The sequence below is a fragment of the Pseudomonas sp. 21LCFQ02 genome (assembly GCF_024129895.2).
In the GTDB taxonomy this organism is placed as follows: Bacteria; Pseudomonadota; Gammaproteobacteria; order Pseudomonadales; family Pseudomonadaceae; genus Aquipseudomonas.
Map to the genome: position 1 here is coordinate 3,674,309 of NZ_CM178749.1, position 13,937 is coordinate 3,688,245.

Annotated in this window: 14 protein-coding genes; 4 read left to right on the forward strand and 10 right to left on the reverse strand. The window is 61.8% G+C overall.

All coding sequences use genetic code 11. From position 1 onward, the window contains the following. Window positions 1–127: 127 nt before the first annotated feature. The 8 genes from NJC40_RS16540 to NJC40_RS16575 all read right to left on the reverse strand — a co-directional run bounded on the left by NJC40_RS16540 (window position 128) and on the right by NJC40_RS16575 (window position 8,489). Complete coding sequence (locus NJC40_RS16540) at window positions 128–493, reverse strand: Na+/H+ antiporter subunit G (protein ID WP_045489991.1); 366 nt, start codon at window positions 491–493, stop codon at window positions 128–130. After that, entirely contained in the window at window positions 490–768 is a 279-nt protein-coding gene (locus NJC40_RS16545) for a K+/H+ antiporter subunit F (protein ID WP_045489993.1), read from the reverse strand. Before NJC40_RS16545 ends, NJC40_RS16540 begins: the two co-directional genes overlap by 4 nt. After that, the gene (locus tag NJC40_RS16550; RefSeq protein ID WP_045489995.1) at window positions 765–1,253 is read right to left on the reverse strand and encodes a Na+/H+ antiporter subunit E; all 489 of its coding nucleotides are present in this window, start codon (window positions 1,251–1,253) and stop codon (window positions 765–767) included. Before NJC40_RS16550 ends, NJC40_RS16545 begins: the two co-directional genes overlap by 4 nt. Next, window positions 1,250–2,929: a monovalent cation/H+ antiporter subunit D gene (locus tag NJC40_RS16555; protein ID WP_045489997.1), complete on the reverse strand. Its 1,680-nt coding sequence runs from the start codon at window positions 2,927–2,929 to the stop codon at window positions 1,250–1,252. The genes NJC40_RS16550 and NJC40_RS16555 overlap by 4 nt, the downstream gene beginning before the upstream one ends. Continuing rightward, window positions 2,926–3,270: a Na+/H+ antiporter subunit C gene (locus NJC40_RS16560; RefSeq protein ID WP_045489999.1), complete on the reverse strand. Its 345-nt coding sequence runs from the start codon at window positions 3,268–3,270 to the stop codon at window positions 2,926–2,928. Before NJC40_RS16560 ends, NJC40_RS16555 begins: the two co-directional genes overlap by 4 nt. Beyond that, on the reverse strand, window positions 3,270–6,215 hold the full coding sequence (locus NJC40_RS16565; protein WP_045490000.1) for a monovalent cation/H+ antiporter subunit A: 2,946 nt from the start codon (window positions 6,213–6,215) through the stop codon (window positions 3,270–3,272). Before NJC40_RS16565 ends, NJC40_RS16560 begins: the two co-directional genes overlap by 1 nt. A 240-nt stretch (window positions 6,216–6,455) precedes the next feature. Then, complete coding sequence (locus NJC40_RS16570) at window positions 6,456–7,358, reverse strand: hypothetical protein (protein WP_253142154.1); 903 nt, start codon at window positions 7,356–7,358, stop codon at window positions 6,456–6,458. A 213-nt stretch (window positions 7,359–7,571) separates the two neighbouring features. Further along, a complete protein-coding gene (locus NJC40_RS16575) occupies window positions 7,572–8,489 on the reverse strand; it encodes a DMT family transporter (RefSeq protein WP_253110342.1) in 918 nt (305 codons plus the stop codon). 101 nt (window positions 8,490–8,590) lie between these two features. Between NJC40_RS16575 and NJC40_RS16580 the strand changes: the two genes are divergently transcribed. The 3 genes from NJC40_RS16580 (at window position 8,591) to NJC40_RS16590 (ending at window position 11,843) form a co-directional block, all read left to right on the forward strand. Then, window positions 8,591–9,160 carry a helix-turn-helix domain-containing protein gene (locus NJC40_RS16580; protein ID WP_045490003.1) on the forward strand — a complete coding sequence of 190 codons (570 nt, stop codon included), beginning with the start codon at window positions 8,591–8,593 and terminating at the stop codon, window positions 9,158–9,160. Between the two features lie 26 nt (window positions 9,161–9,186). Next, window positions 9,187–10,593: an FAD/NAD(P)-binding protein gene (locus tag NJC40_RS16585; protein ID WP_253142156.1), complete on the forward strand. Its 1,407-nt coding sequence runs from the start codon at window positions 9,187–9,189 to the stop codon at window positions 10,591–10,593. Between the two features lie 320 nt (window positions 10,594–10,913). Further along, window positions 10,914–11,843: an IS110 family transposase gene (locus NJC40_RS16590; protein WP_253143071.1), complete on the forward strand. Its 930-nt coding sequence runs from the start codon at window positions 10,914–10,916 to the stop codon at window positions 11,841–11,843. A gap of 134 nt (window positions 11,844–11,977) precedes the next feature. Here the strand turns inward: NJC40_RS16590 and soxR are convergent, their stop codons facing one another. Then, window positions 11,978–12,436, reverse strand: a complete 459-nt coding sequence (gene soxR / locus NJC40_RS16595; RefSeq protein ID WP_045490005.1) for a redox-sensitive transcriptional activator SoxR — start codon at window positions 12,434–12,436, stop codon at window positions 11,978–11,980. An 87-nt stretch (window positions 12,437–12,523) separates the two neighbouring features. Here soxR and NJC40_RS16600 point away from each other — a divergent pair, with 87 nt between their 5' ends. Further along, window positions 12,524–12,841, forward strand: a complete 318-nt coding sequence (locus NJC40_RS16600) for an antibiotic biosynthesis monooxygenase (RefSeq protein ID WP_253140337.1) — start codon at window positions 12,524–12,526, stop codon at window positions 12,839–12,841. 2 nt (window positions 12,842–12,843) lie between these two features. Here NJC40_RS16600 and NJC40_RS16605 read toward each other — a convergent pair whose 3' ends face one another. Next, window positions 12,844–13,935 carry a sigma-54 interaction domain-containing protein gene (locus NJC40_RS16605; RefSeq protein WP_492180350.1) on the reverse strand — a complete coding sequence of 364 codons (1,092 nt, stop codon included), beginning with the start codon at window positions 13,933–13,935 and terminating at the stop codon, window positions 12,844–12,846. Between the last annotated feature and the right edge of the window lie 2 nt (window positions 13,936–13,937).

Consider the following 13,937-nt stretch of genomic DNA (forward strand, 5'->3'; position numbering starts at 1 on the left):
TGGGTTTCGTGCCGAGCAAGCGCCGCTGTGCCAAAACGGCATATCGGCGCGTAACGGCGATGCGGCGAGGATCAGGGCGTCGCGCTGAGGACGGGTCAGACTTTGGTCTGCGTGGCTGAAGCCGCGCCTACGCCTGCTTGCTGTCCGGTCGGTCACCACTGACCTCCGGCGGTACGTCCTCACCCGCCATCCGCTTGCGAAACAGGCTGGTTCGTGCCAGTAGCAAGGTCGTCACCGGCACGGTAATGGCCAGCAGAATCGGAATCAGCCAGGCGTGCAGCACCGGCCCGGACTTGAGCGCCGAGAAATACACAATCGACGCCAGCGCCACACACCATGCACCGATTGTCGACGCCAGTGCCGTGGGGTGCATGCGCTGGAAGAAATCCTGCAAACGCACCAGGCCGATGGCACCGGTCAGGGTGAACAGGCTGCTGGTCAGCAACAACAGGGCGGTAAGCACCTCGACCCAGAAGGGAACATCGTAGGTCATTCGATCACCTCACCACGCAACAGGAACTTCGCCAGGGCGAAGGAGCCGACAAAGCCAAACAGCGCAATCAGCAGCGCGGCCTCGAAATACGTGTCGCTGGCATAACGGATACCCAGCACCAGCATCATCAGCATGCCGATGATGTACAGATAATCCAGCGCCAGCACCCGATCCTGCGCCGACGGTCCGGTGAACAGACGCCACAGCGTCAGCACCATGGCCAGGGCAAATATCGACAGGCTGATCAGAATCGTCACACTGAGCAAGGCACTCATTGGAAAATCTCCATCAGGGGGCGCTCATAGTGGCTCTTGAAATGCTCGATAAACTGCGCCTCATCCTCCAGATCGAACACATGCATCAGCAAAATGCTACGGTCCAGCGCCAGTTCCGACCAGACCGTGCCGGGTACCACGGTGCAGACCATGGCCAGCGCCGCCAGGCCGTGGGCGTCATGCAGCTCCAGCGGCACCTTGACGAAGGCCGAGCGCGGCGGCCGACGTTTGAGGGCCCATACCGAACGCGCCACTTGCAGGTTCGATATCACCACATCCACCCCCACCCGCAGGATGAAACGCAGGATGGTGCCGGGCTTGCGAATCCGCGCCGGCATTGGTCGCAGCGAGGCAAACATCAGCGGGGCCAGAAATGCCAGGATGGCGCCGAGCAGGATGTGCCCGGCACTGAGCGAGAGGTTCAGCAACAGCCACAGCGCCCATAGCGCCAGCGACAGGAACGGGGCAGGGAAGAAGTGCTTCATGGCTGCACCTGCGAAGTCTGAAGGGTTGGCCCCGGCACCGGGCGGGTCGCCATGACCGACTGGATGTACTGCTGCGGATCATGCAGGGTCGCTGCGGTGTCCTGGGTGTACTGCAACAGCGGTTCGGCCCGGAAGGTCAGGGTGATGCACAGGCCCAGCAACACCACAATCGGCAGGTACTCACTGTGGCGCAGCAACGGCGGGACGGTTTCAGTCGGCGTCCAGAAGCGTTGCACGCCCAGGCGGACGAACGACATCAGCGCTGCCAGGCCTGAGAAAATCAACAGCGCAATTAACAGCCAGGCCTCAAGTGACACGGGTTGATCCTTGGCGACATCCAGGCCGGACGGGTTGAGCAGGGCGCTGAGCAGGGTCAGCTTGCCGATAAAGCCCGACAGCGGCGGCATACCGATGACCAGCAGCGCGCAGGCCACGAAGCACAGGCCCAGAAATGCCATGGTCATCGGGATCACCTGACCGACCACGATATTTTCCTCTTCATCGAGGTTGACGCCGCGGGGTGGGTGCAGGGACTCAAGATTGTGTGGCAACTGGTCGGCGTCCTCGTCCTCGCCATACTGGTTGGCCGAGCGTGAACGCTCGATCAGTTCGCCGAGCAGGAACAGTGCGCTGAGTGCCAGCGTCGAGCTGACCAGATAGAACAGCGCGCCGGCGGTCAGGCTCGGTTGGGCGAAACCGATCGCCGCCAGCAGGATGCCGGCCGAGACCAGGATGCTCAGGCTGGCCATACGCTCCAGACGCTGGGCTGCAATCACCGCAATGGCTGCCGTGGCAATGGTCGCCATGCCGCCGAAAATCAGCCATTCACCGCCGAAGAACGCTGACTCGCCAGCATGGCTGGAGAACAGCAGGGTCCACAGCCGCAGCAAGGTGTAGATCCCGACCTTGGTCATGATCGCGAACATTGCCGCCACCGGCGCACTGGCGGCCGAGTAGGCCGGCACCAGCCAGAAGTTCAGCGGCCACATGCCGGCCTTGGCCAGAAATGCCGTGGCCAGGATCGCCGCACCGGCGTGCAGCAGGCCGCGGTCGGCCTCAGGCACCTGCGGGATCTTGACCGCAAGGTCGGCCATGTTCAGCGTGCCGGTCACGCCGTAGATCAACGCTGCGCCAATCAGGAACAGCGACGAAGCCAGCAGGTTGATGGCGATGTAATGCAGGCCCGCCGATACCCGCGCACGCCCCGAGCCGTGCAGCATCAGGCCGTAGGAGGCGGCGAGCAGCACCTCGAAAAATACGAACAGGTTGAACAGGTCGGCGGTCAGGAATGCACCGTACAAGCCCATCAGCTGGATCTGGAACAGCGCATGGAAACTGGTACCGGCCTTGTCCCAGCGCGCCAGGGCAAACAGCAAGGCGCAGACCCCGATGATCCCGGTCAGCACCAGCATCAACGCTGACAGGTGATCGACCACCAGCACGATGCCGAACGGCACGTCCCAGTTACCGGGCATGTACACGCCGATCGAGCCCATGCCGCCGCTTTCCTGAACCCACATCAGCAGGCGGATCGAGACGGCCAGGCCGAGCAGGGTCGAGAACAGGTTGATGCGCGCCTTGAGTGGGCGGTGCTTCTCGCCGAGCATCAGCATCAGCCCGGCGGTGAACAGCGGCAGCAGGATCGGGACAATGATCAGTTGGTTGATTGCACTCATGCTTTCGGCTCCCGGCCGTCGACATGGTCAGTGCCGGTCAGGCCACGGGAAGCCAGCAGAACCACCAGAAACAGCGCGGTCATGGCAAAGCTGATCACGATCGCGGTCAGCACCAATGCCTGGGGCAGCGGGTCGGTGTAGTGCAGCAGGTCATGCGGCACACCGTCCTTGATCACCGGCTCTTTGCCGATGAACAGGCTGCCCATACTGAAGATGAACAGGTTCACCCCATACGACAGCAGGCACAGGCCCATGATCACCTGGAAGGTCCGTGGGCGCAGGATCAGCCAGACGCCCGAGGCGGCCAGTACGCCGATGGCAACGGCAATCACTTCTTCCATCACAAGACTCCTTCTGGTGCGTGGACAGGCTGGCCCGGTGGCAGGGCGCCCACCGGCTTGGGCAGCGCGGTCGGGCGATGGCTACGCACCGCCTGGTGACCCAGGGCGGTCAGCATCAGCAGGGTCGAACCGACCACCACCGCATACACGCCGATATCAAAAAACAGCGCACTGGCCACATGCATGTCGCCGAGCACCGGCAAATGCAGATGCGCGGTATGGGTGGTCATAAACGGGTAACCCAGGGCCATGGCGCCCAGGCCGGTGAGCACCGAGCACAGTAGGCCGACGCCAATCCAGCGTTGCGGACGCAGGCTCATGTGCGCCTCGACCCACTGGGTGCCGGCGACCATGTATTGCAGGATGAACGCCACCGACATCACCAGCCCGGCGACGAAGCCGCCACCGGGCTGGTTATGACCGCGCATGAACAGGTACATCGAGACGATGAAGGCAATCGGCAGCAGCAAGCGTACCAGGGCTGCCGGGACCATCATAAAGCCCAGTGCGGTGTCGCTGGCGCTGCGCGGGTTGACCAGGTCGGTGGCCACATCGCGGGCCAGCAGGCGCTGCTGGGCGGGCAGCGGGATGCTTTCTTTGGGCGGGCGGAAGCGCCGCAGCAGGGCAAACACGGTCAGCGCCACCACACCCAGTACCGTAATTTCACCGAAGGTATCGAAGCCGCGGAAGTCCACCAGCATCACGTTGACCACGTTGGTGCCGCCGCCTTCGGGCAGCGCTCTGCTCAGGTAGTAGGACGAAATCATGTTCGGTGTCTGGCGGGTCAGCATCGCGTAAGACAACGCCGCCATGCCGCCACCGACCAGAATCGCCAGGCTCAGGTCGCGCACCCGCCGGGTACGGGCCTTGAGTCGCGAGCTGACCGTGGCCACTTCTTCGCTACGCCGTGGCAGCCAGCGCAGGCCTAGCAGGATCAGCACTGTGGTGACCACTTCGACCACCAGCTGGGTCAGGGCCAGGTCCGGTGCAGAGAACCAGACGAAGGTGATGCAGGTCATCAGGCCGCAGACACTGACCATGATCAATGCCGCCAGGCGGTGATACTTGCCTTGCCAGGCGGCGCCGATGGCGCAGGCAATCGCGATCAGCCAAAGCGTGACGAACACCCCGGAGCCGGAAATCTTCGGCCGGTCGCCCCAGCTCAGACCGCTGTAATACATCGGGATAAAGCCCAGCACCACGGCGGTGAGAACCAGCGCGAACAACTGCGGTTGCAGGCGGCGGGTGGTCAGCCGGCGCTCGACCCGACGCGCCCAGTGCATGGTTGCCACCAGCAGTTTTTCGAACGAGCGCTTGCCGTTGAGCCGGCCGATCAGCGGCGGCCCGCTAAAGCGCTCGTTGCGCAGCGGGTTGCGCAGCAACAAGTACAGCAAAATGCCGCCGCCCATCGCGATCAGGCTCATGATCATCGGCGCATTCCAGCCATGCCAGATGGCCAGGCTGTACTCGGGCAACTCTGCGCCGACCACCGGTTGCGCCGCTGTAGCCAGTATCGGACCCACCGACTGCGCCGGGAAAATACCAACCACCAGACACGCCATGACCAGCAGCTCGACCGGCATGCGCATCCAGCGCGGCGGCTCGTGGGGCGAGAGCGGCAGGTCCTTGGCCATCGGGCCGAAGAACACATCGACGGTAAAGCGCAGTGAGTAGGCGACGCTGAACGCACCGGCAATGGTTGCCACCACCGGCAGGGCGATTTCGACCCACATTGACGAGGTAATGAACACTGTTTCGGCGAAGAACATCTCTTTGGAGATAAAGCCGTTCATCAGCGGCACGCCGGCCATCGCCGCACTGGCGACCATGGCCAGCGTGGCGGTGTACGGGATCATCTTGACCAGCCCCGACAGCCTGCGGATATCCCGCGTGCCGCTCTCGTGGTCGATGATTCCGGCGGCCATGAACAGCGAGGCCTTGAAGGTTGCGTGGTTGAGGATATGAAATACTGCAGCGACGGCCGCCAGCGGGCTGTTCAGGCCCAGCAGCAAGGTAATCAGGCCCAGGTGGCTGATGGTTGAGTAGGCGAGCAGGCCCTTGAGGTCATTCTGGAAAATGGCGGCAAACGCACCCAGCAGCAGGGTGCAGGCGCCCGCGCCGCTGACGATCCAGAACCATTCCTCCGTGCCGGACAATGATGGCCATAGCCGGGCCATCAGGAATACCCCGGCCTTGACCATGGTCGCCGAGTGCAGATAAGCCGAGACCGGGGTCGGCGCGGCCATGGCGTGGGGCAGCCAGAAATGAAACGGGAACTGCGCGCTCTTGCTCAGTGCGCCGATGAGAATCAGCGCCAGCAGTACCGGGTACAGGGCATGGGCACGAATCGCATCACCCGATTCCAGCACCCGCTCAAGATCATAACTGCCGACCACATGACCGAGCACCAGCATCCCTGCCAGCAGCGCCAGGCCGCCGGCGCCGGTGACCAGCAACGCCATGTAAGCGCCGCGCCGCGCATCGTTGCGGTGGTGCCAGTAGCCGATCAGCAGGAACGAGAAGACGCTGGTCAGCTCCCAGAAAAACACGATCTGGATAATGTTGCCGGAGATCACCAGGCCGAGCATCGCGCCCATGAAGGCCAGGAAAAACGCGAAAAAACGCGGCACCGGGTCATCCGGCGACATGTAGTAACGGGCATACAGCGACACCAGCGCGCCGATCCCCAGCACCAGCATGGAGAACAGCCAGGCAAAGCCGTCCATGCGCAGCACGAAGTTAAGGCCCAGGCTGGGCAGCCACAGATACTCCTCGCGGATCACCCCGCCATCGGCAATCTGTGGGTACCACAGCGCGACCTGCAGTGCGCCGCCAATGGCAATCAGGCCGGCCAACAGGGATTCCGCGTTGCGGGCGTTATGCGGCAGCAAAGCTGCCAGACAGCTGCCGATAAAGGGCAGAAGCAGTAGAACTATCAGGGACATAGGCTTCTAATCTGCGGAGAAATATTAAGCATCATACGTGCCAGATCGTTCATCACCAAACGCCGTTGCTCTGAAATTTCCTACAAAAAATGTCTGGAAATCAATGAGCTGTCACTGAAAGGACCAATCGGTCATGTCATGACGGCAGTAGGTGATGGCTGTCAGGTAACAGCTATGACCCTGAGGCCAAAGCCAAGGTGCCAACGACAGGCAGAGTATTTTCCGCAGATTGAGACAGTGTCATGAAGCTTGCGGTTTGACGGGCAGACAAGGGGCGATGGCTTTTTCGAGCGCGATCTTGACGGCCATGGCGTCACCGGGTTGTGTAGCGGTTTTAAACGGCCTGGCAACTTCGGGCAGCGTGGATTCCGGCATCTGACTGTCGCTTGCCATGATCGAAAATAATGTTTGTTGGGGCTGCGCGGTCAGCCAGCGGCGCAACACGTCGTACAGTGAAACGTCATGCCACTGGTCCGGGTTATCGATGATGCTGGTGATCTTTTCCAGCAGGTGCTTCTCATGGTTGTCGGGCATCTGTGCTTGTTCGATGGCTGGTTGGGTGCGGTAGTAGTCCAGCATTTGCCCGTAAATTCTCGTGTCGCCGCGGGTCAGGCTGTACTCCAGCATCGCTTCGGCTACGACCTTATGTTTCCAGACTTGTCTTTGATCGTAAGACTCCGACCAGGCGGCGTTGCGTTCATGAAGGGTAAAGGCACCGCTTTCATCGTAGGTGATGGCCGCAAGCAACTCAGGCGACATGCCCTTGAACGGGTTGGGGCCAAGATTGTTTTTAAAGTCCGTAGCTTTACGCGCCCGTTCCAGAATCTCGGAGTCATCACTATCTGGTCGTTCGTTATCGTGGATAGCGTGAGGGGGGGCGATTCGCACGCTATGGATCTGGGCAAGCGCTTTCTGCGCTAACGCTCGTAATTGATCGCGGTTCAGGCTGGCATCGCGTTGATTGGCGCGCTGCAAGGCATCGCTCAACTGGCGGGCCACAGGCGATATCTTGTCTGCACCAGGCTCATCGGATGGAGCCTTCAGGTTCTGGGTCAGGGTTGTGGATACTTGAGCGGGTTTAGGCGTTGGTGTCAGCGCTTTGCAGGCACTGCTCGAGGATGTGCAATTGGTCAGACCAGACATGATTCACTCCCATGGTTCAATGGTCGCAATGTGGGTCTGGTAGCCGTCTTGGTCGATCAGTCTTGTTTGACACAGTTGGTAGGGCATTTCCGAGATTTTCACCGTTCAAGTAAAAACACCGGTAACCCTTTGTTTCGCCAATGTTTAAGAGGATGAAGCGCGGCGGCCCATTGCAGGCCGCCGTTGAGGGCTTGATTCAATCAGCAGAAAACGTCAGTCAGCCTTGGGCAATGCTTCGCTTGCCTGCTGTTGGTCTTCAGCCTTGCGCTTCTTCATTTCGCTGACGATCACCCCGGCGACGATCAGCGCGCCGCCCAGCAAGGCCAGGCCTGGCAGGCGTTCGCCGGCAAGGCGGCCGAGGATGCCGGCCCAGACCGGTTCGCCGGCATAGATAACGGTGGCGCGGGTCGGCGAAACGCTTTTCTGTGCCCAGTTCATGGCTACCTGGATCACTGCACTCATCATCCCCAGGCCGATGGCGGTGCTCAGCAGCAGCCAGGAAAAGTCTGGAATACGTTCACCGGTCGGCACCACCATTAAAAACGCCAGCAGTGATGCCGTGGCCAGTTGCACGACGGTGACCCGGCGTACATCGACCTGGCCGGCATAGGCGCTGATCATGATGATTTCTGCGGCAATGGCCACGGCGCTGATGATGGTGGCGATTTCACCGGGGCTGAAATTCAGGGCTGCGCCTTGCGGGCCTGACAACAGCATCAACCCGCTAAACGCCAGCATGATGCCCAGGCTCGGCATCAGGCCGGGGCGGCGGCCGAGTACCAGCCATTGCAGTAGCGGCACAAAGGGTACGTACAGCGCGGTAATGAAGGCCGACTGGCTGCTGGGGATGGTCTGTAAACCGACAGTCTGCAAGCCATAACCGAGCATGATCGCAGTGCCGATAAACACCCCGGCGCGCAGTTCCAGCCAGGTCAGGTCGCGCAGCACCTTGAGGCTGAACAGCGCGACCAGCAGCGCTGCTGCCGCAAACCGCAGGCCGACAAAGAACATCGGCCCACTGACGGTCATGGCGTGTTGCACCAGCAGGAACGTGCCGCCCCAGAGCATGGTGATAAAGATCAGGACGGCTTCTGCTTTACTGACTCGGGGCAATCGGTTGGGTAATTTCATTGCGCTACCGCTGCGGAACCTTGCATGGTGAGGGAAGGGCGGCCCACAATGCGCCGCAAGTTGAGCAGTATAATGCGCAAGCGCTTCGAGTGAGCAATATGATGCACAAAGATATTTCCCCGCGTGCCCCGGTGTTGCAGCATGTGGGTCTCAATGTTCGACGACTGCGCAATGCCGCTGGCATCAGCCAGAGCGCATTGGCCGACAAGTCCGGGGTCAGCCGGCGCATGCTGGTGGCCATCGAGGCCGGTGAGAACAATGTCAGCCTGGCGACCCTGGACCGGGTTGCCGAGGCACTGGATGTGGCGTTCAGTGACCTGATCCAGGCACCGGATGTGCACGACCATAGTCGTATCAATGAGCTGGCGTGGGCCGGCACCCAGCCGGGCAGCAAGGCTGTGTTGCTGTCCAAGGCGCTGGCCCGACGTGAGGTGGAGTTGTGGGAGTTCTGTCTGGAGCCAGGCGATCGCTATGATTCCGAGCCTGATCCGGAAGGCTGGAGCGAGCAGGTGTATGTGATCGAAGGCCAACTGAGCCTGCGGCTGGGCAGCCATGAGCAGCCTCGGCAGATCGCGGCCGGTGAGTTCTTCATGTTCCCCAGCAACCAGACCCATTCATTCTGCAACGACGCTACGACACTGCTGCGCTTTGTGCGCAATGTCGTGTTGTAGCCTTGTTTTTTGCCTGGAGCATCTGAATGAGCCCTGACAGCGTCGATGTGCTGATTATCGGCGGCGGTCTGAGTGGCAGCTTGCTGGCCATGCAGTTGCTGCGCTTGCCGGGCCGGCGACGGATCATGATTGTCGAGTCACGCGCCGAACTGGGCCGTGGCGAGGCCTACAGTGCCACCGAGCTGGGGCATACCCTGAACGGCAACGCGGCACGCATGGGCGTCGAACCGGATAACCCGGATGATCTGAGCCACTGGCTGGCCGGACATCTGGCTGCAGGCGGCTGGCCGCAAGCCCATGCGCAGCAGCTGCCGGTGGCCGAGCTATTCCCGCCGCGCGGGTTGTTCGGCACTTATGTGCAGGAGCGTCTGGAGCAGGCTCGGCGGCTGGGCGCCAGTCATGGTTCGACTGTCGAACACCGACGTGGCGAAGCGGTTGACCTGCAAGCGGCTGAGCAAGGCATGACGCTGACCCTCGACAACACTGACACCGTGCATGGCCGGGTGGTGGTGTTGGCCACCGGTATGTACGCGGCGGCGCGCACCCCGCAGCATCGCAGCGACGCGTTGGGTGCCGCCGCGCTGGATCCCTGGGGAATCGAGGCCATGCGCGGTCTTGATGCGCAATCGCGGGTGGTGATCGTCGGTTCCGGGCTTACCATGGTCGATGCCCTGGAGTCGTTGCAGCAGGCCGGGCATCGTGGCCCCATTCAGGTGATTTCACGCCACGGATTATGGCCTCACGTGCGTCGCCAGCCGCCGCAATGGCCGGACTTTCTCGCTCACGACCACAGTATCCGCAGTCCCTTGCAGTTGCTGCGCAGCCTGCGTCAGCAGTGCCGCCAGGCGATGGCCGCCGGCATTGACTGGCAGGCCCCGCTGGATACCGTGCGGGCGCATATCGGCCGCCTGTGGAGCCAGGCCAGTGATCGGCAGCGCCGGCAGTTCGTGCGGCATGTGCGGCCCTGGTGGGAGAGCCATCACCACCGCTCGCCGCCGCAGGGAGCTGCGTTGCTGGAGCGGCTGCTGGGCGAAGGGCGTCTGGGCATACTGGCTGCGACCCTGCTGGGTGTCGAGTCACGGCCCGGTGAGCCGTTGCAGGTGCGCATTCGGCGTCGCGGCGCGACACAAGCCGAGTTCATCGGTGCTGATGCCTGGATCAACTCCAGCGGTATTCAATACGATTGGCGTCGGGTCGACCGGCCGTTGCCGCGCCAGTTGCTGGCGCACGGCCTGGTGCGCCCTGGTCCGCTGGCGCTGGGTATCGACGCGGATCCGGGCGGCGCGGTACGCGGTGCCGATGGGCAACCCTCGGCGTGCCTGTTCGCCATGGGCCCACCGCTGCGCGGATTATGGTGGGAAAGCACTGCAGTGCCGGACGTAGCCAGTCATGCCAAAGCGTTGGCGGCGCGTCTGGTTGAGGTGTTGGCTTAACGGCTCTGGCAGGCACCGCAGGCCCCTGTAGGAGCGACCTTGGTCGCGAAGACGGCGGTACATTCGCAGCAGATGCGATGACTTTACCGGCCTCTTCGCGAGCAAGCTCGCTTGTGTCTTTGATCAAGGTAAAGTCTGGGGTGAGAGGGGTGGATGGCAAGCTGACAAATCGCGGTGCCTAGAGCACGTGTGGGAGCCAAGCTGCCATCCACTCTTCCCGCTTTGGCTCAAAGCTCGAACAGTTGACTGAGTCCGACCTCGAACAACAAGCGTGAGTCAGGCCAAAGCGCCTCTCACTCTTTATCCTAGAGGTTTTACTCATGTCCGCCTATGCCGGTATTGATGTTTCCAAGGCCACGCTGCAGGTTGCGCTGTTTCCCAAAGCCGATGAGCTGTGTGTGCCTAATACTGAAGAAGGTCTCGCCAGCATCGCTGAGTACCTCAGCGCCCATCAGGTTGAACGAGTTCTTGTTGAAGCCACCGGTGGTTACGAGAAACTGTCGGTAAAGCTTCTGGCTAATGCCGGGTTCAAGATCCAGCGTATTAACCCTGTTCGTTCACGTCAGTTCGCTCTGGCCATGGGCAAGCGTGCCAAGACCGATCCAATCGACGCGCAAATGCTGGCCATGTTCGCCTCCAGCCTGGAGGCAAAGGGCTTCGCAAAGCCTGACGAGGAGCGCGAAGTCCTGCTTGAGCTGGTCAACTTGCGCAACAATCTGCTTCAACAACGTGACGACAACCGGCGCCGTATCAAACAGACCATAGTGCCCAGCGTGGTGGACATCTACCTCGCGTTGGAAGCCAGCCTCAAAGTGCAGATCAAAGCGGTAGATCAACTTGTCGATGCACAAGCGCGCAAGGTCGACTCAGAACTGCTGCAGCGGCTGCATGCCGTAAAGGGCGTAGGCCCAGTGACAATCGCCAGCCTGTTCTGCTACCTGCCAGAGCTGGGTGATCTGAGTCGTGGACAAATCGCAGCGTTGGCCGGTGTGGCACCGTATAACAACGACAGCGGTAGCAAGGCCGGCAAGCGGCAGATCTACGGTGGGAGGACGAAACTGCGCCGTGCGACCTACATGTGTGCGCTGGTGATGGTGCGCTACAACGCCGATTTCAAGGAGCGCTATGCGAGGCTGCGTGCCAAAGGCAAGTGCGCGAAAGTGGCCCTGGTGGCCTGCATGCGGGTGCTGCTGATACGTCTGAACGCCATGGTGCGCGACGGAACACCATGGCGTGATCACGTGGTTTGAATGGGGGGCGGGCTTTGCCCGCCATCGCGGAATCTATCCGCGATGGCATTATAAAATGCCCATTCATCGGGGGATGATGAAAGACAGTTGGCTCCCACCGGGGGCATAAAGCACTTAACTGAACAGTATTGAACCTATGCCTGGTCCAGCAACTGCGGCCCCGCACCCTGGCTGCCCAGTTCGTCGCCCCAGTTACGCAGTGGGCAGGCCTGCATCGACAGGCAGCCGCAGCCGATGCAGCCGGTGAGTTGATCACGCAATTGCGTGAGTCCCCGAATGCGCTCGTCCAGCTCGACGCGCCATTGTTCTGAAAGTTTCTGCCAGTCAGTAGCGGTCGGCGTGCGGCCCTCGGGCAGTGCCTGCAAAGCCGCATGGATACTTGCCAGTGGCAGGCCCAGACGCTGGGCCACCTTGATCAGCGCGACACGGCGCAGCATCTCGCGGGGATAACGGCGCTGGTTACCGGCGTTGCGCTGGCTGCTGATCAGCCCTTTGCTCTCATAAAAGTGCAGTGCCGTGACCGCCACGCCGCTGCGCGCCGCCAGTTGCCCGACACTGAGCTGCTGTTGGGCCGGGGCGGGTGTCTTGTTCATGGGCAAATTCCTGCTTGACCTCGAGTTAACTCAAGGTTTTACCCTGCGCAGCCATTACCCGCAATCATCGCGCTCAGGGAGATGCCTATGCATGGCTACAGTCAACTTGTCGAATTCAGCGTCGAAGCTACTCAGCAATCAGCGCTGGTCACTGCCTTGGCGCAAGTAGATGAGCAATACACCAGCAGTTGCCCCGGATTCATGGGGGCGAGTGTGCAGGCCAGCGAAGATGGCAGGCGGGTGCTGCATCAGGTGCTCTGGCAATCACGGCAGGCCTGTGAGGCGGCGTTGTCAGCGATCGAATCCAGCGTGTATGACCTCAACGGCCTGATTCGCCTGCATCGGGTCCGGGCGGCGAGCTTCGGCAGTTATCAGGTGCTTAGCCACGTGCCGCCTCGCGTTTGATTTCAGACCGACAGGTTCAATACCCGGTCACCTTGGCGATACTGGCCGACCCGGCGTTTGTTGACGGTCAGTTCGCCCAGGCGAATCAGGTGGCTGCGGGTCACATTGCGGGTCAGGCCCAGCAGATTCGCGGTATGCACCTGATTTTGATGACAGAAGCGGTAGGCCGCACGCAGCAGGGCATCTTCGACCTTTTCATGCAGCGCGCCGGCCTGATCCTCGAACAGTTTGGCAAAGGCCTGAGCGAGTAGCTGCTCGGTCGTCAGCCCGTCTGCCTCGCTTGCCGAAGGGCTCACTGACGGTGCGGGCTGGCGCTGCGAGAGGTGCAGGTCGTCGGCTTCGAGCAGGCCGTTACGACACACCAGCAGGCTGTGATGAATCACGTTTTCCAGTTCGCGGATATTGCCTGGCCATGGGTGTTGCCTGAGTTTGAGTTCGGCTGCGCGGGCGAGCCGTGCCGGTGCATGACCGAGGCGTCGGCAGTAGCTTTCGATGAAGTGCCGGGCCAGCGGCAAAATGTCCAGTGGCCGCTCACGCAAGGGTTTCAGGACCAGGCTCACCACGCTCAACCGATAGAACAGGTCTTCACGAAACTGCCCGGCGCTGATGGCGTGGTCCAGTTGCACATTGGTGGCCGCCAGCACCCGCACGTCGATAGGCTGGCTCTTGCGTGAGCCCAGCCGCACCACTTCGCGCTCTTGCAGGACGCGCAGCAGCTTGACCTGCAGGGCCACTGGCAAGTCGCCGATTTCGTCGAGAAACAAGGTGCCGCCGTTGGCCGCTTCGAACCAGCCGGGTTTGGCCGCGTGGGCGCCGGTGAAGGCGCCTTTTTCGTGGCCGAACAGCTCGGCCTCGACCAAGGACGCGGACAGCGCCCCACAGTTGACCGCTACAAAGGGTCCTGCACTGCGGCTACTGAGGGCGTGGATCTGCCGGGCGACCAGTTCCTTGCCGGTCCCGGTGGCGCCGATGATCAAGACACTGGCGTCACTGGGTGCGACCTGGCGGACATGCCCGAGCAAGGCCTGCGAGGACGGGTCTTCGAACACCAGCGGCGGCGCAGGCAGCGCACGGTCACGCAGCGGCACGGCCATGC

Bases quoted from the DNA above. Each gene is read 5' to 3' on its own strand.
- NJC40_RS16600 (WP_253140337.1), top strand. From the start codon at position 12,524: ATGCATGGCTACAGTCAACTTGTCGAATTCAGCGTCGAAGCTACTCAG.
- NJC40_RS16550 (WP_045489995.1), bottom strand. From the start codon at position 1,253: ATGAAGCACTTCTTCCCTGCCCCGTTCCTGTCGCTGGCGCTATGGGCG.
- NJC40_RS16565 (WP_045490000.1), bottom strand. From the start codon at position 6,215: ATGTCCCTGATAGTTCTACTGCTTCTGCCCTTTATCGGCAGCTGTCTG.
- NJC40_RS16555 (WP_045489997.1), bottom strand. From the start codon at position 2,929: ATGAGTGCAATCAACCAACTGATCATTGTCCCGATCCTGCTGCCGCTG.
- NJC40_RS16605 (WP_492180350.1), bottom strand. From the start codon at position 13,935: ATGGCCGTGCCGCTGCGTGACCGTGCGCTGCCTGCGCCGCCGCTGGTG.
- NJC40_RS16545 (WP_045489993.1), bottom strand. From the start codon at position 768: ATGAGTGCCTTGCTCAGTGTGACGATTCTGATCAGCCTGTCGATATTT.
- NJC40_RS16570 (WP_253142154.1), bottom strand. From the start codon at position 7,358: ATGTCTGGTCTGACCAATTGCACATCCTCGAGCAGTGCCTGCAAAGCG.
- NJC40_RS16585 (WP_253142156.1), top strand. From the start codon at position 9,187: ATGAGCCCTGACAGCGTCGATGTGCTGATTATCGGCGGCGGTCTGAGT.
- soxR (WP_045490005.1), bottom strand. From the start codon at position 12,436: ATGAACAAGACACCCGCCCCGGCCCAACAGCAGCTCAGTGTCGGGCAA.
- NJC40_RS16580 (WP_045490003.1), top strand. From the start codon at position 8,591: ATGCACAAAGATATTTCCCCGCGTGCCCCGGTGTTGCAGCATGTGGGT.
- NJC40_RS16575 (WP_253110342.1), bottom strand. From the start codon at position 8,489: ATGAAATTACCCAACCGATTGCCCCGAGTCAGTAAAGCAGAAGCCGTC.
- NJC40_RS16540 (WP_045489991.1), bottom strand. From the start codon at position 493: ATGACCTACGATGTTCCCTTCTGGGTCGAGGTGCTTACCGCCCTGTTG.
- NJC40_RS16560 (WP_045489999.1), bottom strand. From the start codon at position 3,270: ATGGAAGAAGTGATTGCCGTTGCCATCGGCGTACTGGCCGCCTCGGGC.
- NJC40_RS16590 (WP_253143071.1), top strand. From the start codon at position 10,914: ATGTCCGCCTATGCCGGTATTGATGTTTCCAAGGCCACGCTGCAGGTT.